This window comes from Bacillus sp. FSL R5-0286, from assembly GCF_038593245.1.
Lineage (GTDB): Bacteria > Bacillota > Bacilli > Bacillales > Bacillaceae > Bacillus > Bacillus altitudinis.
In genome coordinates this window covers 1,141,638-1,162,904 of sequence record NZ_CP151977.1, presented here as the reverse complement: position 1 = coordinate 1,162,904, position 21,267 = coordinate 1,141,638, and the positions used below count along the sequence as shown (strand labels likewise).

The 21,267-nt window shown below is 40.5% G+C and carries 22 protein-coding genes and 1 other annotated feature; of the genes, 2 read left to right on the top strand and 20 right to left on the bottom strand.

Annotation, left to right across the window (positions count from 1 at the left end; genetic code table 11):
* Position 1: 1 nt before the first annotated feature.
* From spxA to NST24_RS05755, 8 genes are all read right to left on the bottom strand, one after another.
* On the bottom strand, positions 2-397 hold the full coding sequence (gene spxA / locus NST24_RS05790; RefSeq protein ID WP_003211421.1) for a transcriptional regulator SpxA: 396 nt from the start codon (positions 395-397) through the stop codon (positions 2-4).
* 193 nt (positions 398-590) lie between these two features.
* Positions 591-1,169 (bottom strand): GNAT family N-acetyltransferase, encoded by a 579-nt coding sequence (locus NST24_RS05785; protein WP_268373914.1) that lies wholly within the window; start codon positions 1,167-1,169, stop codon positions 591-593.
* Positions 1,170-1,306: 137 nt separating this feature from the next.
* Positions 1,307-1,594, bottom strand: a complete 288-nt coding sequence (locus tag NST24_RS05780; protein ID WP_025207152.1) for a hypothetical protein — start codon at positions 1,592-1,594, stop codon at positions 1,307-1,309.
* 106 nt (positions 1,595-1,700) lie between these two features.
* Entirely contained in the window at positions 1,701-2,618 is a 918-nt protein-coding gene (locus NST24_RS05775) for an ATP-binding cassette domain-containing protein (RefSeq protein WP_024720064.1), read from the bottom strand.
* Position 2,619: 1 nt separating this feature from the next.
* Entirely contained in the window at positions 2,620-3,708 is a 1,089-nt protein-coding gene (locus NST24_RS05770; protein ID WP_089374143.1) for an ABC transporter ATP-binding protein, read from the bottom strand.
* 3 nt (positions 3,709-3,711) lie between these two features.
* Positions 3,712-4,629, bottom strand: a complete 918-nt coding sequence (locus tag NST24_RS05765) for an ABC transporter permease (RefSeq protein WP_017360167.1) — start codon at positions 4,627-4,629, stop codon at positions 3,712-3,714.
* Positions 4,630-4,632: 3 nt separating this feature from the next.
* Positions 4,633-5,577: an ABC transporter permease gene (locus NST24_RS05760; RefSeq protein WP_007499022.1), complete on the bottom strand. Its 945-nt coding sequence runs from the start codon at positions 5,575-5,577 to the stop codon at positions 4,633-4,635.
* 116 nt (positions 5,578-5,693) lie between these two features.
* Complete coding sequence (locus NST24_RS05755) at positions 5,694-7,331, bottom strand: peptide ABC transporter substrate-binding protein (protein ID WP_007499024.1); 1,638 nt, start codon at positions 7,329-7,331, stop codon at positions 5,694-5,696.
* Between the two features lie 482 nt (positions 7,332-7,813).
* Positions 7,814-8,032, top strand: a binding site (T-box leader).
* 53 nt (positions 8,033-8,085) lie between these two features.
* Here NST24_RS05755 and trpS point away from each other — a divergent pair.
* Complete coding sequence (gene trpS / locus NST24_RS05750) at positions 8,086-9,081, top strand: tryptophan--tRNA ligase (RefSeq protein WP_268356302.1); 996 nt, start codon at positions 8,086-8,088, stop codon at positions 9,079-9,081.
* A gap of 35 nt (positions 9,082-9,116) precedes the next feature.
* On the opposite strand, the gene NST24_RS05745 is transcribed toward trpS, so the two are convergent.
* The 9 genes from NST24_RS05745 to NST24_RS05705 all read right to left on the bottom strand — a co-directional run bounded on the left by NST24_RS05745 (position 9,117) and on the right by NST24_RS05705 (position 18,960).
* Positions 9,117-9,869, bottom strand: coding sequence for a YjbA family protein (locus tag NST24_RS05745; protein ID WP_017367012.1), 753 nt, complete (start codon positions 9,867-9,869; stop codon positions 9,117-9,119).
* 165 nt (positions 9,870-10,034) lie between these two features.
* On the bottom strand, positions 10,035-10,934 hold the full coding sequence (gene opp4C, locus NST24_RS05740; protein WP_008348491.1) for an oligopeptide ABC transporter permease: 900 nt from the start codon (positions 10,932-10,934) through the stop codon (positions 10,035-10,037).
* A 33-nt stretch (positions 10,935-10,967) separates the two neighbouring features.
* Positions 10,968-11,918, bottom strand: a complete 951-nt coding sequence (locus NST24_RS05735) for an ABC transporter permease (protein ID WP_008348492.1) — start codon at positions 11,916-11,918, stop codon at positions 10,968-10,970.
* Between the two features lie 77 nt (positions 11,919-11,995).
* Positions 11,996-13,630, bottom strand: a complete 1,635-nt coding sequence (locus NST24_RS05730) for a peptide-binding protein (RefSeq protein WP_041093116.1) — start codon at positions 13,628-13,630, stop codon at positions 11,996-11,998.
* A gap of 86 nt (positions 13,631-13,716) precedes the next feature.
* The gene (locus tag NST24_RS05725) at positions 13,717-14,712 is read right to left on the bottom strand and encodes a dipeptide ABC transporter ATP-binding protein (RefSeq protein WP_024720061.1); all 996 of its coding nucleotides are present in this window, start codon (positions 14,710-14,712) and stop codon (positions 13,717-13,719) included.
* A 23-nt stretch (positions 14,713-14,735) separates the two neighbouring features.
* On the bottom strand, positions 14,736-15,716 hold the full coding sequence (locus NST24_RS05720) for an ABC transporter ATP-binding protein (protein ID WP_035392443.1): 981 nt from the start codon (positions 15,714-15,716) through the stop codon (positions 14,736-14,738).
* Between the two features lie 170 nt (positions 15,717-15,886).
* Complete coding sequence (locus tag NST24_RS05715; protein ID WP_342462434.1) at positions 15,887-16,681, bottom strand: DUF2268 domain-containing protein; 795 nt, start codon at positions 16,679-16,681, stop codon at positions 15,887-15,889.
* A 77-nt stretch (positions 16,682-16,758) separates the two neighbouring features.
* Positions 16,759-18,000: a beta-ketoacyl-ACP synthase II gene (gene fabF, locus NST24_RS05710; protein ID WP_008348501.1), complete on the bottom strand. Its 1,242-nt coding sequence runs from the start codon at positions 17,998-18,000 to the stop codon at positions 16,759-16,761.
* Between the two features lie 21 nt (positions 18,001-18,021).
* On the bottom strand, positions 18,022-18,960 hold the full coding sequence (locus NST24_RS05705; protein WP_024720058.1) for a beta-ketoacyl-ACP synthase III: 939 nt from the start codon (positions 18,958-18,960) through the stop codon (positions 18,022-18,024).
* Positions 18,961-19,129: 169 nt separating this feature from the next.
* Between NST24_RS05705 and NST24_RS05700 the strand changes: the two genes are divergently transcribed.
* A complete protein-coding gene (locus NST24_RS05700) occupies positions 19,130-19,363 on the top strand; it encodes a hypothetical protein (RefSeq protein WP_008348506.1) in 234 nt (77 codons plus the stop codon).
* A gap of 10 nt (positions 19,364-19,373) precedes the next feature.
* Here the strand turns inward: NST24_RS05700 and NST24_RS05695 are convergent, their stop codons facing one another.
* From NST24_RS05695 to NST24_RS05685, 3 genes are all read right to left on the bottom strand, one after another.
* Complete coding sequence (locus NST24_RS05695) at positions 19,374-19,571, bottom strand: ComZ family protein (RefSeq protein ID WP_008348507.1); 198 nt, start codon at positions 19,569-19,571, stop codon at positions 19,374-19,376.
* Positions 19,572-19,582: 11 nt separating this feature from the next.
* Entirely contained in the window at positions 19,583-20,548 is a 966-nt protein-coding gene (locus tag NST24_RS05690) for a BMP family ABC transporter substrate-binding protein (RefSeq protein ID WP_017360174.1), read from the bottom strand.
* A gap of 90 nt (positions 20,549-20,638) precedes the next feature.
* On the bottom strand, positions 20,639-21,214 hold the full coding sequence (locus NST24_RS05685; protein WP_039167361.1) for a hypothetical protein: 576 nt from the start codon (positions 21,212-21,214) through the stop codon (positions 20,639-20,641).
* Positions 21,215-21,267: the final 53 nt, after the last annotated feature.

Below are 21,267 nucleotides of genomic sequence, written 5' to 3'. Positions count from 1 at the left end.
ATTAGTTAGCAAGTCGCTGAGCTTCTCGAAGTTGGAATGTACGAACCGTTCTAGGAAGGAAACGTCTAATTTCATCTTCGTTGTACCCAACTTGCAGTCTTTTTTCATCCAAAATAATTGGACGTCTTAGAAGACCAGGGTGCTCATTGATTAGTTTATACAATTGTTGAAGCGGCATTGTCTCAACATTTACATTTAGTTTTTGGAATACTTTAGAACGTGTTGAGATAATTTCATCTGTACCATCTTCCGTCATACGAAGAATCTCTTTGATTTCATCGATTGAAAGAGGCTCAGAAAAGATATTTCTCTCTTGGTATGGAATATTGTGCTCTTCTAACCACGCTCTTGCTTTTCTACATGATGTACAGCTTGGTGATGTGTATAATGTTACCATAAATCTTCACTCCTCAATTTGTAGAATGAATATTGATCTGTATTCTTAAATTAAAATTGTTCTAAATAAGTAATCTTTATAGTGATTATACTATAAAAAAGTAAGTGTGAACAGATTTTCTTGCAATTTTTGTGACAAAAACTAGACAATTTCATTCTTTTTGTGCTGATGTTTGAAGTCTGAACATTCTCATTTAGTCGAGATGATCGAAAATATTTTTTTGTTTTCTATTTTCAATGAGTTTCAGCACATCATCAACATCCTCATACGATTGTCCATACCATTCTTCGTCTTTATACGTATGGATTCTTTCGTACGTCTTTCTCATGGCCTCCATCATTTCTTCCTCATGATCTGTACGAGGCGACCAATAAAGAATTTCCATGCGGTTGACTTCATTCGTTGCAAGTGACCTGCGTTTATAACCAATTGATTCAGCATGCTTGAAGTGCTCTCTCTGATAAAACTTTAGGCGTTTTGCAGTATCTGCATCATCTTCATCTACAGGCTCGACCTCAAGCAAGATCGGTTTTCTTTTTTCCTTCAGCTTATGAATGAGCTTTGAGCCGAGGCCTTCACCTCTTGCATCCTTGGAAACAAATAAATAATCAATAAAGATGAAAGAATCAAATTCAGCGTACATCATCACATGATGAGGCCCTTCTTCTTTATGATAAATATCACTTCTTTCCTTTAATAAAGCTTCCATATGCTCTTTTGACTTCATTTCTTCTATCGGGAAGTATTCACTGAGCTTTTCATACCAATTCATGGATCCGCTCCTTATGATGTAGTTAAGAACCACTTCCTTATCTATTCCCGATTTCCTGCTATTTAAACGCCTGTACTAGTAAGACGCAGCAATGCCATTGGTGGTTTCACTTTTTTTCAAGAGAAAGCAAAAAAGTTTTATATCGAACGATTCATGAGCATTTGAAAGCAAGCAAACAAAAGAAGTGTCATGGCGATCTGAAACATGATGAAATAAAGGTACTTCATACGCCGGACTTCTTCCTTCTGTTTATTCGTGCGCCGATACACAGCAAATTCAACCGAAAACGAAATAATGCAAATGAGCACTAAAAATGCGATCATCCACTTTCCTCCGTTTGGTTCCGTTAAAAAAGATATTGAAAAAAGCATTGTGACGATAAAAAAGTGAAGACATGAATAGCGAAACGTCTTCCATAACAACATTTCATTTCCTCCTAGTTTACTCACTTTACATAAAAATTACCATCAACTTGTTTTTTTGTAAAATAAAAAAAAGAAGCACTGATATCGCAGTGCTTCTTCTCTGTTCTTATTGTTTTGCTTTGATCTCTTTGAATTCTTCCTCAGTACAGCTGACAAAGTGACCTGGCTTAACTTCACGAAATTCCGTATTTGTTCCTTTATGAACAGATGGATCGTATTTAATCCGTTTGCGGTTACGCTCATAATCAGGATCTGGAAGCGGAATCGCAGATAGTAATGATTTTGTATATGGATGAAGCGGGTTTTCATATAATTCATTCGCTGGTGCCAGCTCAACCAATTTCCCAAAATACATCACACCGATACGATCGCTGATATATTTCACCATGGAAAGGTCATGGGCAATGAATAAATACGTTAAGCCCTTTTCTTCTTGCAGTTCTTTCATTAAGTTGACGACCTGCGCTTGGATCGACACATCTAGTGCAGAGATTGGCTCATCGGCAATGATGAAATCTGGCTCAACAGCTAACGCACGAGCAATCCCAATACGCTGCCTTTGACCACCTGAAAATTCATGTGGGTATCTATTCGCGTGCTCTTTATTCAAACCAACCGTTTCAAGCAATTGATATACACGGTCTTTACGTGCTTGCTTTGTTTTCGCAAGGCCATGAATGTCAATCCCTTCTGCAATGATATCAAGAACTGTCATTCTAGGGTTAAGTGAAGCATATGGGTCTTGGAAAATCATCTGCATTTGACGGTTAAATTCAAGCATTTTTTGTCTTGATTTCTTTCCGTGAACGCTTTCCCCTTTATAGAGAACTTCGCCATCTGTCGCATCATAAAGTCTTATGATTGAACGGCCAGTTGTCGACTTTCCACATCCAGATTCACCTACAAGTCCAAGTGTTTCACCTTTATAAATATCAAATGAGACACCATCAACTGCTTTTACAGTCCCTCTTGCTGTATGGAAATGCTGCTTTAAATTTTTAATTTCTAACAGTTTTTCTGCCATGCTATTCACCCTCTTTTACTAATACAGGTTTTTCGTAGCTACCTTCTAGTTCACGCATTCTCGCCTTTACGGAAGCAGGCGGTTCAACTTTAGGGGCATTCGGATGAAGTAGCCATGATTTCACATAATGCGTATCTGATACTTTGAACATTGGTGGTTCTTGTTCAAAGTCAATTTTCATTGCATAATCGCTCCGGAGTGCAAATGCATCTCCTTTCGGCGGGTTTGTTAAATCTGGTGGTGTTCCTGGAATCGCCGTTAGTTTCCCTTCAGCTCCTCCATCAGTGTCTAGGCTTGGCATAGATGCTAAAAGTCCCCATGTATATGGATGTTTCGGATTGTAGAAAATTTCATCAACAGTCCCTGTCTCCACAATCTGTCCAGCATACATAACGGCTACACGATCAGCAACATTGGCCACAACACCTAGATCATGGGTAATAAAGATAATAGATGTTTCGACTTTTTGCTGAATTTCTTTCATTAATTCTAAGATTTGTGCCTGAATGGTTACATCAAGTGCAGTCGTTGGCTCATCAGCAATCAATAGCTTTGGATCGGCTGCAAGTGCCATCGCGATGACAACCCTTTGTCTCATCCCGCCACTAAATTCATGCGGATATTGTTTGATTCTTTTTTCAGGCATTGGAATCCCAACAAGCTCTAAAAGTTCAATGGCTCTTTTTTCAGCCGCTTCTTTTGAGATTTGTTCATGCTTGAAAAGTACTTCTGTAATTTGTTTCCCGACCTTCATGGTTGGGTTCAAAGAAGTCATCGGATCTTGGAAGATCATCGAAATGTCTTTTCCTCGAATGGTTTGCATTTGCTTTTCCGTTTTCTTGACAATATCCTGCCCATCAAATAAAATCTCTCCGCGCTTGAAATAACCTGGCGGCATCGGGATTAATCTCATGATGGCCTGTGATGTTACACTTTTTCCAGAACCAGATTCACCTACAATAGCAAGTGTCTCGCCTTTATTTAAGTGGAAGTTCACACCGCGAATGGCTTGAACCTCTCCACCATATGTTTTAAATGAGATTGCAAGGTCTTTCACCTCTAGAATACGTTCACGTTCCATCCTAATCACTCCTTATTTACGCAACTTCGGATCTAAAGCGTCTCTTAGTCCGTCTCCAACCACGTTAAAACCAAACATTGTAATACAGATAAATGCGGCTGGGAACCATAATCTCCATGGATAATACGTCATGGCCGGAATTCCATCAGAAGCCATTGTTCCCCAGCTAGCTAATGGAGCCGGTACACCAAGCCCTAGATAGCTTAAGAATGCTTCTGTGAAAATAGCAGAAGGAATCGTTAATGTCATTGTGACAAGAATGGGTCCCATTGAGTTTGGAATCAAGTGTTTAAATAAAAGTCTAGATGTTTTTGCACCTAATGTTTGTGCTGCAAGAACGTATTCTTGGCTCTTTAATTGTAAAACTTGTCCCCTAACGATACGTGCCATGTTAATCCAGCCTACGACTGTCATAGCAAGGATAATCGTTAATAATCCTTTTGGCAGAACCACCATCATTAAAATAACCATTAATAGTGTTGGAATTGCCCATAAAACGTCTGCGATACGCATCATGACTTCATCTGTACGGCCGCCTTTGAACGCAGCAATACTTCCCCAGATGATCCCGATGATCACGTCAAGAACTGCTGCAGCAAGACCGATGAAGATCGAAATTCTTGCCCCTACCCATGTACGAACAAACATGTCTCGGCCAAGATCATCTGTACCAAACCAATGCTCTTTTGATGGCGGCTGATCTGCATTAAGCAAATCTGTCGTTGAATAATCATATTTCGAGAACACTGGAACGAAAATGGCCAGAATCACAATAATGAAAATGATTGCAAGTCCAACCATTGCAAGTTTATTTGCACGGAAGCGAAGCATGGCATCCTTCCATAAAGATAGACTAGGTTTAGAAATTTTTTCAGATTCTGCTGCGTCAGCTGTCGCAGGCACAAATAAATCTTTTCTCATCTCTTCCATGTGTTAGACCCCTTTCTTCGCCTTCGTCAGTTTAATTCTAGGATCAATAATACCGTAGAGGACGTCAACAACTAGAATACTGACTAATAGAATAATACTGTAGAAGACTGTGACACCCATGATGACGGTGTAATCACGGTTTGTAATGCTTGTAACAAAGTGAGAGCCAAGACCAGGAATACCAAAAATCTTCTCCACGACAAAACTACCTGTCAACACTGAAGCTGCCATTGGTCCCATGTATGTGATAACAGGTAACAATGCGTTTCGAATGGCGTGTTTGATCGTCACAGCTGATTTTGTTAATCCTTTTGCTCTAGCCGTTCTAATGTAGTCACTATTTAATACTTCAAGCATACTTGACCGTGCAAGTCTAGCGATAAATGCCATTGGCATGAAGGAAAGTGCAATAGAAGGTAGTACGGTGCTTGCCCAAGACTCCCATCCTGCAACTGGGAAGATCGCTAAAAAGCTTGCCTCAGATGCAAATACATATTGTAATAGCGCCGCTAAGATGAAACTTGGAACTGAGATTCCAAAGATCGTTAAAATGGCAATCGTATAGTCTTGCCACTTGTTATGATAGAGCGCTGCAAGGACCCCAAACAATACACCAAATGCTAATGCGAGGAGAATTGCCTCAATTCCGAGGGTAAAGGAAACGGGGAATCCAGAACTGATTAAATCATTAACAGTTTGTCCTTTATATTTAAATGAGGGACCAAAATCTAATTTTGCAACTGAACCTAGGTAGCTCACGTATTGAACAAATAAGGGTTTGTCCAACCCGTAGTGCTCGTTTAGGTTTGCTTCAATTTCAGCAGGAAGTTTCTTCTCTCCAGAGAATGGACCACCAGGTGCTGCCTGCATGAGAAAGAAAGTTGCAGTTACAATAACAAACAGTGTGATTAAAATATATATTAATCGCTTACCGATATATTTAAGCAACGGAATTGCACCTCCATGATTTTACAACAATTTCTCTAATCAGCAAGAAAGGTATATGGAGAGACATCCTCCATATACCTTAAGATCCTTGCCGTAGATCTCTTACACTATAACTCTTACTTTTCGAAATGTGCCCATTTGTATTGAACATCACCAAGTCCAGATACAACCACACCTTTAAGTTTTGGATCTTGTACCCAAAGTTGAGTGTAGAAGTAAATAGGCGCTACAGGCATATCGTCGATGATGATTTTTTCTGCTTTTTTCAGCATTTCTTCACGCTTTGTTTTGTCTGTTTCTTTTGCAGAATCATTCAATAATTGTTTGTACTCTTTGCTTTCCCATCCAGTGTCATTGTTTCCACCGTCTTTATCTTTGTAAAGCTCAAGGAAGTTCACTGGATCGTTGAAGTCTCCTAACCAGCCCATACGTCCGATTTGGTAGTCTCCACTGTGGATTTTATCGATGTATACGTTCCACTCAGAGTTATCAAGTTCAACGTTCACACCTAAATCTTTTTTCCACATTTCTTGAATTGCTTGTGCAATCTTTTGGTGGCCTTCATCTGTGTTGTAAGACAATTTCAATGTTGGAAGATCAGAAACTGACTTATAACCTAATTCTTTCGCACCTTTTTCAAGAAGTTCTTTAGCAGTCGCTACATCATGATCTTTGAAGTAACCAGTTTTGTTATCCGTGAATCCTTCCATTGTTGGAGGAACGATTGCCATCGCTGGAACTTGTTCACCTTGCGTAATTTTGTCAACGATTGCTTGACGGTTGATTGAGTAAGCAAGGGCTTTACGGATGTTCGCATTGTTTAAAGGTTTTACTTTTGTATTGAATTTGTAGTTATAGATACCAGCGATCGTTTGAATTTCAAGACCGCCTTCTTTTTTCAACGTTTTTAAAGACTCAGTTGGAAGGCTTCCAGTTGGAGAACCAGCCCAGTCAAGTTCGCCTTTTTTGAACATGCTAAGTTCAGTGTTTGTATCTTTGATCATAGACATGTTAATCTTTTTCAATTTCACAGTGTCTTTATCCCAGTATTCATTGTTCTTTTCAAGTGTGATAGAACCGCCGTGTTTCCATTTAGAAAGAACGAATGGTCCATTAGATACGTAGTTTTCACCAGCATTTGTGTACCAGTTTTTATTCTTTTCAGCCACTTTTTTGTTGACTGGCATATACGTATAGAATGCAGTTAGTTCAGTAAAGAACGGTGTTGGGTTCTCTAGCTCAACTACAAGCGTTTTGTCGTCTTTTGCTTTAATGCCAACATCAGAAACTTTTGCTTCCCCTTTGTTAGCAGCTTCAGCACCTTTAATATAATAAAGCTGGTAAGCATATTGAGATTCATTTTTAGGATCTAATGCCCATTTCCAAGCATATTCGAAGTCTTGTGCTGTGACAGGGTCACCATTAGACCATTTTGCATCACGAAGTGTGAATGTGTAAGTTTTACCATCATCACTTGTTTTGATATCAGAAGCCATTGCGTTTTCTGGCTTACCTTCAGCGTTAATTCTTGTTAATCCCTCAAAAGTCTGACGGATGACACTTCCTGAAGTTGAATCATTTGCCAATCCCGGATGTAGAGAAAAAGGCTCAGTGGAGATATTCACATTTAATGTTGTTTTAGCCTCTCCAGAACTGCTCGTGCTGTCGCCTGATTTGTTTCCGCTGAAACCACAAGCGCTTAATACAAGTGTGAAAATAAGCATTAAAGTAACAACAGACCAACGCTTTTTCAACTGTATTCCCCCTTATAATATGTTTTTAGTTCAAAGGTCTCGATAGAAGATGAGATTCAGATTTAAGAAATAGCGTAAAAAAGTCCCTGAATAGCTTACTTTCTATTTCTTTTGTTTTTTCTGAATTTTCACTATGTAAAGAGCCTAGCACAAACGTGTGAACAAATTCATTATAATGAATAGAATAATTTATTGCAATATCAATTTCACATATTTTTAAAAAACGTAAATGGGGATAAAGATTGATTTTTATAAACTAAAGTCTCAATCACTTCAACAAATTAAAGCGTAAATTGATTAAAATAATTTAACAAATTCAGCAGGAATAATGTTTTATACATATAATTAATCATCCTTTTTTAAAAAATTCTGACAGATAGTTACTATTTTATCTAAAATTTTAAGTGTCAAACGACATGATGAGAAGGTCACAAATAGGCTTCGTGACTTTTTCATGGTCATCCTTTATAATAGATAGACATACTGTTGCGATGAAAAAGAAGAGTACATATATTCACCATTTACAGAGAGTCTGCGGTCGGTGCAAGCAGATAATGGCATGTATGGAATGGGCTTTGGAGCAGCTAACCGAACACTTGACAGAGTCAGTAGGCTTAGACGGAGCAGTCTCCGATATCAACGTCTTGAGTGATTTCGTATTGAAATAACAAGGGTGGTACCACGGTTCATTCGTCCCTTTTCTGTTGAAAAGTGATGGGTGGGCCTTTTTATATTGAAGAAAAGAGGTTTTAGTATGACAAAAAAGACGATTTTCTCAGGCATACAGCCTAGCGGTTCTGTGACATTGGGGAACTACATTGGAGCGATGAAACAATTTGTCGATCTTCAGCATGATTACAACGGCTACTTTTGTGTGGTCGATCAGCATGCCATTACGGTGAGTCAGGATCGTTTAGCCCTTCGACAAAATATTAGAAGCTTAGCCGCTCTTTATTTGGCAGTGGGACTTGATCCTGAGAAGGCAACATTGTTTATCCAATCAGAGGTACCTGCCCACGCCCAGGCAGGATGGATGCTGCAATGTGTCGCTTATATTGGGGAATTAGAAAGAATGACTCAATTTAAGGACAAATCTGCTGGTAAGGAAGCAGTCGTTTCAGGACTATTAACGTATCCGCCATTAATGGCTGGCGATATTTTGTTATACGGTACGGACTTAGTTCCTGTAGGAGAAGATCAAAAGCAGCATCTTGAATTAACGAGAACGCTTGCTGAACGCTTTAACCGAAAGTATAACGACATCTTTACTGTACCTGAAGTCAAAATCCCAAAAGAAGGCGCTCGGATTATGTCTTTAACAGACCCAACGAAAAAGATGAGCAAATCTGATCCGAACCAAAAATCTTTCATTACCTTATTAGATGAGCCAAAACAGCTTGAAAAGAAAATCAAAAGTGCTGTGACTGATTCAGAAGGCATCGTCAAATATGACAAAGAAAACAAACCTGGAATTGCCAACTTGCTGACGATTTATTCTGTATTAGGGAACGTATCGATTGCAGAGCTTGAACAAAAATACGAAGGCAAAGGTTATGGTGAATTTAAGGGAGATCTTGCGAACGTGGTCGTGGATGCTTTAAGACCGATTCAAGATCGCTATTATGAACTCATTGAGTCAGATGAGCTTGACCGCATTTTAGATGAGGGTGCTGAAAAGGCAAACCGTGCGGCAAACAAAATGCTGAAAAAAATGGAGAATGCAATGGGTCTTGGCCGAAAACGCAAATAAAACAAGCTTGCAGCATATTCAGCTGCAAGCTTTTTCTAATTCACTTTTGATTCGTTTTCCATTTCCCAAAGTTTTTCAAAAAATGGCTGTCCTTTAATCATTTTTTCACAAAAGGCTAAATGGTTTTCTGACCATCCATCAATGGTTTCGTTATAAAGCATGTTCCAAATTTCCTCGAAAGACATTCGTTTGATCTGGTTGTACATACGCGGATTCCATTCTGTATACCAATAGGCAATTTCTGCTCGGTTTTGAAGCCCCTTTAGTTGATCTAGCGCCATAAACATCAGCTGCTTCAGCTGTCTTTCTTTTCTCGTTAATCCGCTGATATGCTGCGGTGGTAATGATAGGATGTGATATTCTTTCGTCGATTCAAGGCTGTCTGTCGTAAATTCATACTCCTCTGCCTTCACATCTTTCACCATTTCATACACCAATTGCTCCTGTCTTGGAATCAATCGGCTCTTTCTCACAGGGATGGAATAACCAATCGTATCCACAGCGATGATTCTAATCCCGTCCGTGACCACAAAGCAATACTCTAATTTACGGCGTTCATGATTTTTTCGAATATATGATTTCTCAAATACAGTCTCTAGCAGCGTCTTTGGCAGCTCTGATAGATCATTCTCTATGTAATCAAACAAAGGACTCTGCACCTTGAGTAAAGGTACTTGATCTAACAGCTCCACGCTGTCCTCCTTGCGCCACTCATGAAAATGGCACACATTATAGCCATTCTCTTCCCCTTCAAACCAATTCACCCATACGTCATGAAGAAATAACATAACCAATCCCTCACTTTTTAAAAACTGTTGTCCACAGTATGGGCAAGGGATAGAGAAATTATTCCAACTTTATTAAAACTTCGCCCTGACGGAAGGACGGCTTTATTTCCTGGGAAAAGGAGAACGTCTCGCAGAGTCCTTTCACGATCTTCTATAAGCAGAACCTTATTTTAGCTTTTTAGGATCAAGGGCATCTCTCAGTCCATCACCTAAGAAGTTAAAGCATAAAACGGTAAGTAGAATCAGTAAGCCTGGGAACAGTGGATACCACCATGCTTGCACCATTATGGAGAAATTTTGTGCATCTTGAAGCATGTTTCCCCAGCTCGCCGTTGGAGGCTGGATGCCGAACCCTAGATAGCTAAGTGTCGACTCAGCTAAAATAACAGAACCGACTTTCAATGTAGCAGACACAATGATAGGGCCGATACAGTTCGGTAAAATATGCGAAAAGATGATGACATGGTTTTTCGTTCCGATCGTTCTTGCTGCGAGTACGAATTCTCTTGTGCGAAGTGACAAGAATTCACTGCGGATCAGCCTGGCGGTTGTTGTCCAGCCAGTCAGCGCAAAGATTAAAATCAATTTATCAATACCCGGTTTAAAAATTGTCACTAGCGTGATCAAGAGAAAAATATCTGGAATAGACAATACGACATCCACCATTCTCATGAGCACAGAATCAACAAAGCCTTTAAAGTATCCCGCTACCGCCCCAATGACGGTACCAATGGTGATGGCTCCGACTACTGAGACAAAGCCAACTAATAGAGACACCCTCGCTCCGTATAGCACCCTTGAAAAAATATCTCGACCAAACTTGTCGGTTCCCATAAAATGCTCTGCACTTGGAGGCTGTAGCCGTTTCAACAAGTCTTGCTGTTCCGGTGCGTAAGGTGCGATCACCGGGGCGAAAATAGCGGAAAAGATAATGACCAATAAAATAGCGGAGCCGGCAACCGCCAATTTATTTTTGAAAAATTTCTCGCAAAATAAACGAAGCATCGTCTCTGGTTTTGGCGGAAGGCCTTCTTTTAATTTGAGATCAACTGGAGGTGTTCCCATATTAGGTTGTGCCAATTGTGCTTCAGCTCCCTTCTAATATTCAATACGCGGATCAACGATCGCATAGAGAATATCCGCTATTAAGTTTCCAACGACCACGAGCACAGCAGAGATAACAGTCATCGCCATAATGACGGGATAATCTCTTGAAAAAGCAGAATCGATAAACAGTTTCCCAAGCCCTGGCCATGTGAAGATTTGTTCCACCACGACTGCGCCGCCAATAAAGGATGGAATCATGAGTCCAAAGATCGTAATAACAGGCATCAGACCGTTTCTCAATCCATGTTTGAAGATGACTTTGTTCTCTCTAAAGCCTTTCGCTCGCGCCGTGCGAATGTAATCCTGCCGCATCACATCGAGCATACTTGACCTTGTATAACGTGTAAGGCCGGCCATATCAGCCGTTGCTAAAACAAAGGCCGGTAAAATAATATGATGAAGCCGGTCAAATAGATTAAAATCTGCATTTAAGGTAGAGACACCCCCGGTCGGAAACCATCCTAAATTCACTGATAACACCATAATCAGGATCAAACCAAACCAGAAATTCGGAATAGCCAGTCCGATAAATGATGTAACCGTAATACCATAGTCAAGTTTTGTATACGGACGTTTTGCTGAAAGAACACCAAATGGGATGGCAATGATCAGGGCAACTAATGTAGAAAAGATCATGAGGATGAGGGTATTTGGCAGCCGGGCAAAAATCAAATCCGACACGGGCGTTCCTTTTTTTACAATGGATGTGCCAAAGTCACCTTGAAGCATATTACCGAGCCATTTCATATATTGCACATATTCAGGATCGTTCAAGCCGTACTTATCAATAAAGGCTTCCCGATCTGCGGCACTAATGGTCGGGTCCATCATGAGTGACATCGGATCGCCTGGTGCTGCTTTCATAATCGCAAAGGACAAAATCGTAATACCAAACAAAATTGGGATGGAAAGAAGTGTCCTTCTAATGATATATGTAACCATGTGCACAACTCCTTTTTCATCGGATGGCCATACTATGATGAAAAAAGGGGAGACCCCTCCCCTTCTTCACTAGCAGACTACTGTTCAATCCACCATTTTTCGATTTTGTAATATTCATCTTTCGGGTGGTAAGAGTAGCCTTGTAGATTAGATGGCATCGCGCGATGTGAGTTGGCATAATAAAGGAACGTATACGGCTGGTCTTCTGCAATCAGCTCATAAATTTTTTCATACGCCTTTGAATACTCTTTACGATCACTCAAGTTTTTGGCATCAACTAGCAGTTTATCGACTTCTTCATTTTTATACCAAATGTTATTTAAGCCTTTTTCAGACTGACTTGAATGGAAAATGCTGTATTGATCAGGGAATGTCGCTAAGCTCCAGCCGAGTAATAAGGCATCATAATCCCATTTTGGCGGGGTTGTTTGTTCGATTAATGCACTAAATTCTACAATTTGCGGTTTTGCTTCAATGCCAATTTCTTTGAGCTGCTGCTGGACAACGACAGCAATATCTTCACGGACTTTGTTTCCTTGGTTCGTCTTCAAGACGAAGGAGAACTTCTTACCGTCCTTATCAAGATAACCATCTCCGTCTGTATCCTCCCAGCCTTCTTCTTTCAGCATCTTTTTCGCTTTTTCTTGATCAAATTCAAATACTGGGACATTTTCATTTTTAGGGTAGTTCCATGACAGCGGGCTTTCTGGGATGTTGGCTACTTTCCCGTCTCCATTTAACACTTGATCGACAATCGTTTGACGATCAATGGCATGGGTAAGAGCTTGACGGACTTTTTTACTTTTGAACAGTTCGTTTTTCTGATTCCAGCCAATATATGAATAATTTAGCCCTAGATCAGATTCAATTTTGATGTTACTAACTTTTTCGGCTGTTTGCAGTTCTGCTCCAGGCACTGCAAAGAAATCAATATCACCTGCGGATAGCTGGGCCATGGCTGCATTTTGATCAGGAATCGTTTTAATGGTGACTGTATCAAGGTATGGCCGTCCATCCCAATAGTCATCAAATGCTTCGAGTTTGACATAGTCTCCTTCTTTCCACTCGGCAAATTTAAATGGACCGGAGCCGATTGGATTTTTTCGGTTAAATTCATTTTCGCCAAGATCCTTTATAGGGACATCACCTAAAATATGCTTTGGTAAAATCCCATAGCTTCCTAGCGTGACATTATAAAAATATGGATCTTTTTTATTCAGCTTAAATTCGACCGAATAGTCCCCTGTTTTTTTGACAGACTCTAATACTTCAAAGCCTGATCCACGCTCACCATTGTAATCCTTATTAATCGGAATGCTGTATGTAAACACAACATCATCAGCAGTCAGTTCTTCTCCATCATGAAACTTCACGCCTTTTCTAATGGTCACATCAAACTGTTTGCCGTCATCGGATTCTTTAATATCTTCTGCCAACGCCAGCTGTGGGTTTAGCTTTCCATCTGTTTGTAGTAAAAAGCTATAGATTCTTTCTTCAATATCAGAACTTGCCACGTCTGTTGAGTAAAGTGAGTTAAATAATGTAGGCTCTGCAATCGAACCAATGACAAGATCGCCGCCTTGTACAGGTTTACCTGTGGATTTCTTTTCACTGTCTCCAGACGTTTTATTTCCACCAGAACAAGCAGCAAGGATCAATGTAAAGATCAGCAGCAAACTGACCAAAATGGACTTTCTCTTTTTATCTTTCATAGACAATTCCCCCTATCTTTTTTTAAAAAATGATGACAGAAGCCCGTTTTATCCCCCCTCTCAAAGATGAGATCATACAAGCGTGATCAAGCGTCGTAGAGGTGGCAGGCCACAAAGTGGTTCGTTTTTAATTCTTGAAATTGTGGTACTTTTTCTTTACAGACTTCTTTCGCGTGCGGGCATCTTGTATGAAACACACAGCCTTTTGGTGGATTTGCAGGGCTTGGTAAATCCCCTTGCAGCATAATCCGTTCCCTTTTCATCTGACCTTTTTTACGGGTGACTGGAACGGAAGATAAAAGCGCCTGTGTATACGGATGAAGCGGATCATCGTACAGGCTATGCTTATCCGCAAGTTCCATCATTTTCCCAAGATACATGACGCCCACTCGATCACTAATGTGACGTACCACACTGAGATCGTGAGAGATAAAGAGATAGGTGAGGTCAAACTCTTCTTGAAGCTCTTCCATCAAATTGATGACCTGCGCCTGAATGGAGACGTCAAGCGCTGAAACAGGCTCATCTGCTATGATCATTTCAGGATTCATGGCAAGTGCACGAGCGATACCGATCCGCTGCCTTTGTCCGCCGGAGAATTCGTGCGGGTATCGATTCGCAAAACTTGGGTGAAGGCCGACTTTGGATAAAAGCTGTTCTACTTTTTCATTTCTTTCTTTTAAGGAATATAAGTGATGTGTTTTGTAGGGTTCTTTGATGATACTTCGAAGTGTTTTTCTAGGGTTGAGTGATGCAAAGGGATCTTGAAAGACCATTTGGATGTTTTTCCTTGTTGATTGTCTTAGTTTTGATTCTGATACATGAGAGATATCTTGCCCTTTAAATAGAATTTGTCCTTCTGTTGGTTCATATAAACGAATCATCGTCCGTCCTAATGTGGATTTACCGCATCCAGACTCTCCAACGATGCCTAACGTTTCGCCTTTATAAATGTTTAAGTCGATGCCGTCAACCGCTTTGACTGCTCCTACTTTCTTTTGCAGCACCCCAGCTTTAATTGGAAAGTGTTTTCGTATATTTTTTAATTCCAGGATGGTTTCTTTCTCAGATCGATCTGTCATGTATGGTTGATTTTCAGCAAGTGTCATGTTTGGCTTGCCTCCTCATATAAGAAACACCTGACGCTTCTACCATTTTCAAAGGTTGTCAGTTTGGGCAATTCACCTATGCAGCGTTCCATTACTTTAGGGCATCTAGGCGCAAAACGGCATCCTGCCGGAAGCTGATCTGGCGCAGGGACATTTCCTTTTATCGCCGTTAATGGCTGAATGTCTCCGTCAATGACTGGAATGGATTCAAGCAGTCCTTCTGTGTATGGGTGAAGCGGCTGATCAAACAACTCTTCAACGGTTCCATTTTCAACAACCTGTCCGCAGTACATGACAATGACGCGGTCTGCTACTTCCGACACAACACCTAAATCATGCGTAATGAGAAGTATAGATGTACCAAAGGTCGAACATAAATCTTTCATTAAGGTCAGCACCTGGGCTTGTATGGTCACATCGAGAGCAGTAGTCGGCTCATCCGCAATGAGGAGCTTCGGATCACAGCTTAGCGCAATGGCGATCATGACTCGTTGACGCATACCGCCGGATAAACGGTGCGGGTAATCTTTGATGATTTGTTCTGGCCTTGAAAAGCCTACAAGCTTTAGCAAATCAATCGCTTTTTTGGTCGCTTCTTTTTTTGAAAGTTTTTTGTGGTAAATGAGGATTTCTGTTATTTGTTCCCCGATGGTTAAGACGGGATTAAGTGAGGTCATGGGTTCCTGAAAGATCATGGATACATCATTACCGCGAATATTGCACAATTCCTTTTCACTATATGTAACAAGGTCTTTTCCATCAAGCTTAATGGAACCATCCATAATCTTCCCACCAGTCCCATTAATCAGACCCATGATGGATAAAGACGTAATACTTTTACCAGACCCAGACTCACCGACTAATGCGACTGTTTCCCCTTTTTTGATACTAAAATCAACGCCATCAACAGCAGGTATTGGTTCCTTTTTTCGAAAAAAATAGGTTTTTAAGTTTTGCACTTCAAGCAGTGTGCTCATGCATTCGCCCCTTTCTCCATAGATTAAATGAACCGAATCAAAAAATTCTGTCTTTTTAGAATAAAAAGAATTATCAAAATTTATATTTGTATATTATTACATCAGCATGACGAAATCAAGAAGTATTTAGTAAAATTGTAATATGTCACTTTTTTTGTGAATGTTTGTCTTTATGATTCTATCGCCTTTAAAAACGTTTCCGCTGGCTCCGCAATCATAGACTCCTCGCTGATTCGGTACTCATCGAAATACTTTTTCACGATATAAAATCCAGTGGCATAGCCAAGCATTTTGGGGTAGTTCCCCTTTCCATAAAGGAGATTCTGTATCAGCCTTTCGTCGTCCTGCACTTTCTGATAAAGGTGACTGGATACCCATTTCTTGTACATGCGCTGCAGCTGCGATTCGTCATATAAAGTCGTCCACTTTGCTGTATAGCTTTCTCCATATCTATGATACACAGCATATTCAGCGAGCCCCTCCATCATGATTGTATCAAGGAATGTAAAATCTTTTTCTTCTTTCGTGAGAAAATGCAACCTGCATACATGATGATATTCATGCGTCAGCAACGTACCGATTCGCTCCTTCGGTGTATGCGGGGATAAAAAAAGAAAGATTTTGTCATCAAATGCCATGCCTGATTGAAAGTAAAATTGTTCTCTGATCTCTTTGCTGCTCTCATTAACAGGCAAAATAAAGACGGGGACATCAGGACCTCCCCACTTTTTTTGCAGCGCTTTGTATTCTTTCATCACAAGCTTGAAATACCCTTTTTCTTTGAGCTTGTCGATCATTTCCTGGCAGGCGTTCCATGATCGCACCATTCCGTGATGTTGTAAATGGGCGAGAATAGATGATCCTTCTTTTTTCTCCGCTCCTTTAAAATAAGGGACAAAACGTGCCGCCAGCTCCTGAAATGATGATGATTGTTGGATGAGATATTGTGTATTGATCAGACCCATACCGCTGAACACCTCCATTTTCATCATATGCAAAAAGGCGGCGATCTGTTTATAGATCGCCGCCTTCTTAAGACATATTACGCTTCGTATTTTTTGAAGATAATAGTCGCATTGTGCCCGCCAAAACCAAGTGAGTTGCTCAAAGCAACTTGTACTTCTTTTGAACGTGCTTCATTTGCTACATAATCAAGATCACATTCTTCATCTGGTGTTTCAAGGTTAATCGTTGGCGGAATGACACTGTCTTTAATCGCCAGAACAGAGAAAATCGCTTCTACTCCGCCTGCTGCACCAAGTAAATGACCTGTCATTGATTTTGTCGAACTGATCGCAAGCTGATTCGCATGCTCTCCAAACACTTCTTTAATCGCCATTGTTTCAAACTTATCATTATACGGTGTGCTTGTTCCGTGGGCATTGATATAATCAATTTCTTCCACTGTTAAACCTGCATCACGAATTGCTTCTTTCATTGCACGTACGCCGCCTTCTCCGTTTGGAGCAGGTGCTGTGATATGGTATGCATCTCCAGTTGAACCGTAGCCAACGATTTCTGCATAAATGGTCGCACCACGTTTTAACGCATGCTCTAATTCTTCAAGAACAACAATTCCCGCTCCCTCACCCATAACAAATCCGTCACGGTTTTTATCAAATGGACGACTTGCTGTATCTGGATCAGGATTTGTCGAAAGGGCTTTGTTTGCACAGAAACCAGCAAACGACATTTTCGTTAATGGTGCTTCTGTTCCACCTGTAATCATCGCATCTGCATCTCCGCGCTGAATCACTTTAAAGGCATCACCAATGGAGTTTGTTCCTGTCGCACATGCTGTCACTGTACAAGAGTTAACCCCTTTTGCGCCAAGTGCAATCGAAATTTGACCTGTCGCCATATCTGGAATCATCATTGGAACGAAGAACGGGCTTACGCGTCTTGCTCCTTTATTTGAATACACTTCGAATTGCTCTTCGAATGTTTCAAGTCCGCCAATACCAGATCCAACCCATACCCCAACACGAGGTGCGTTTTCATCTGTAATTTCGAGGCGTGAATCTTCTAAAGCCTTTTGAGCAGCAACGACTGCATATTGTGTGAAGCGTGCCATCTTTCTCGCTTCTTTTTTCTCCATGTAATCTTCGATGTTAAAATCTTTTAGTTCTGCTGCTACTTTTGCTGTATATTCACTTGAATCAACACGTGTGATCGGGCCAACACCTGATACACCTGCTACAGCATTTTTCCATGTTGTCTCTACATCGTTGCCAAGAGGTGTCAAAGCACCTAATCCTGTAACAACTACTCGTTTCTTATCCATTAATTTGTGCACCCCACTCTTTTATCGGCCCCATCGCATAGCGATTGCGCCCCACGTTAATCCTCCACCAAAACCAACCATTACAATCACATCGCCGTCATGAATTTTTCCGGCTTCGATTTCTTCACATAGTGAAATTGGAATGGATGCTGCTGATGTGTTTCCATATTTATGGACTGTTTTCGACATTTTTTCAACTGGCAGCTCTAAGCGTTCGCGTGCTGCTTCCATAATGCGAATGTTTGCTTGATGCGGAATCAAGAAGTCTACGTCTTCTTTTGATAGTCCAGCTTTTTCAATCACATTTACGCTTGACTCGCCCATTTGTCTCACAGCAAATTTAAATACTTCTCTTCCATTCATGATTGTATGATCTTTTTCATCTAAGTACAAGTGCTTCCCGCCTCTTCCATCGGCTCCAAGCTCAAATGATAGAATTCCCTTGCCTTCGCTGACTGTTCCTAGTACAGCAGCACCTGCTCCATCTCCAAACAAAACAGCTGTGTTGCGGTCATCCCAGTCGGTAATGCGAGAAAGCTTTTCTACACCAACGACAAGCACATGTTTATAAGTGCCAGATTCGATAAATTGTTTTCCAGTAACAAGCCCATACATAAAGCCAGCGCAGGCAGCGCTAATATCCATTGCACATGCTTTATGTGCACCGAGCTGCTCTTGAATCATACAAGCGACTGTCGGAAATGCTTGATCTGGCGTAACTGTCGCTACAAGAATCATATCAATATCTTCTGCAGCCACATCTGCGTCAGCTAATGCTTTTTTTGCAGCAGCAAGTGCCATATGAGATGTATTGACATCATCAGATGCAATTCTTCTTTCTTCTATACCTGTTCTAGTACGAATCCACTCGTCAGAAGTTTCAACCATTTTTTCTAAATCACGATTTGTTAATACTTTTTCAGGTATATAGCGGCCAAGGCCAATAATTCCAGCATTCATTGAATAAGACTCCTTTTACTCATACGAGCATGTGATATTGTGATCTTATATTAGTATCTGGTACTAATTTTACCTTATTTTTTTCTCCTTGGCAATACAAACGTCTAACCTTTCCTCTCACTTTTTTCATAGATTAATGATATACCAATAGTAGAAAGGAACATGTGATATGGCGCAAAAGGATATTTTCTCAGCAATGATGTTTGGTCAGCCACTTGAAAAGGAGAAAAGCAAGACAGAAAAAAAGGAGGAGCGTGCAGAGACTTCTTCAAGTGATGACTCCATTGACTACATGCATGTCATGAATCAAATTGGAAACATTATGAACTCCATCGATGAGCTGAAGCCTGTGTTTAAAGATGTCGGCCCTATGATTAGTGCCTTCAAGAAAAAATTATCATAAAAAAAAGCCACTATTCTGTGGCTTTTTCTGATGCTGCATCTGCTTTTCCAAGCTCATATGCCTCTTGCATGACAGATGTAAACAAAGAGAGAAGCGGCTGAAGTGCTTGTGGATCAAGCTGAATCCCTGCTTTATCTAATTCTTCTTTTGCTTGTGGAAAATACTTCATCGCAATTTGTAAAAACTCCATCGATTTTTCGTGCTGCATGTTCAACGTCCTCACTTTTCATTTGGCAATTTGCCTGTTTTTTTGTAATTCGCAATATCCTTCTCAATGTCTTTCACAAAAGCGCGGTCTATGGTTGAGCTAAATTTCCCCATTTCGATCACTCCTTCTTTAAAGTCAAAGGAGTACTCACCTTGTTCGTTTAGCTTGCCTTCATTAAACTTCTTCGCAATGATACTGTACGCTTTATCGACATGCTGTACAGTGCTAGTTAACACCGTATGGCTTCCAAGGTTGGATTGATCAGTGACATATCCGATCGCAGATAAATTGTCGGTTTTGATTTGTTCAATGACAGGGATATTATAACCATCACCTGCTGGATACACAACATCTACACCTTGTTTTTTCAATTTTTGATAGAGGTTCACCGCTTTGTCAGCATCATCCCAGTTTTCGACAAATTCCGCTAGGACTTGCACATGTTCGTCCTGATATTTTGCACCTTTGATAAAACCGTCTACTTCACTTTGCCAATCATATGTAGCCAGAATACCAATCTTTTTTGTTTTGGACATATGTGCTGCTGTCATGCCTCCGAAAAAGCCCATTGCTTCTCCTTTAAACGTGACGTTTGTGACATTATCAGCTTGAGGCTTGCCTCCATTGACCGTGATAAATTGTGTTTTCGGATAATCTTCACTGATCAAGTTGAAAATTTCGCTGTATTCATTGCCATGGCCAATAATTAAATTGACTCCTTTTTTATGAAATTCTTCAATGGCATCAACGATTTTCTCCTTGTCGACCATCCCTTCCTTATAATAAACATCTACACCAAATGTTGATTGGATATTTAATAAGCCTTTATAACCTTTCGTTCCCCAAACTTGATCATTAATCGTATCGGGGACGAGTAAACCCACCTTCTCAATATGTCCTTTTAACGGCGCCTGCGAGCAGGCAGATAGCATAAGAAGAAGGAACGAAAAGATCATGACAAGCCGCTGGTACTTCATGCCATGTTCAACTCCCTTTGCAACACGCAGGCATGAACCTGTATGTTAAATATAGGTTTATTTTATACTGAAAAAAGATAAGATGGAAGATCATTCTTGCTTTTTGTCGAAAAATGTTGAGTTTTGTCTTTTCCATTCTGCTATGATTTCTTCTGCTTGTTTGTCACCTGTTTGTCTTTCTACCTTCAATTGATGGATCATTTCCTGCCTTTGATCAGTCCGTGCCCACTTTAAAAGCTCCTTTGCGACATCTTCTACAAAAAATGCGTGATCATCCTTTATTCGTCTCTCTTCATGGAGTGTCCACGGACCAAACATGCGTGGAAGGATAACAGCCGAAACACTTTGTTCATGCGAATGGCTTTCGGGTTCTTCGTAAAACAAGCGGTATATGCCATGCTTCGCTTCGAGGTCTGTCTCTCTGTTCATTGAATCATCTGATTGAAAAAAGATCAGGTCATATGCCTCTTTCCTATCTTGACCATCAATAACGCGGACAAGATCATTGCGGCCAAGCCACATCATCCGCTCTTCTAATAACATTTTTTGCTCCTCTGACTGCTCCTTAGGATATGTGATATCCACTTGTATGCCCTCTTTCATCATATATTCACAAAGTGTCAGTCCAAAAAATTCATCTGCACCTATGATCAGTCCAGTTTCCATGTTCATGTCCCCTTTTTTAGCATATCGAATAAAAAGAAGAGCCCTTTCCATGA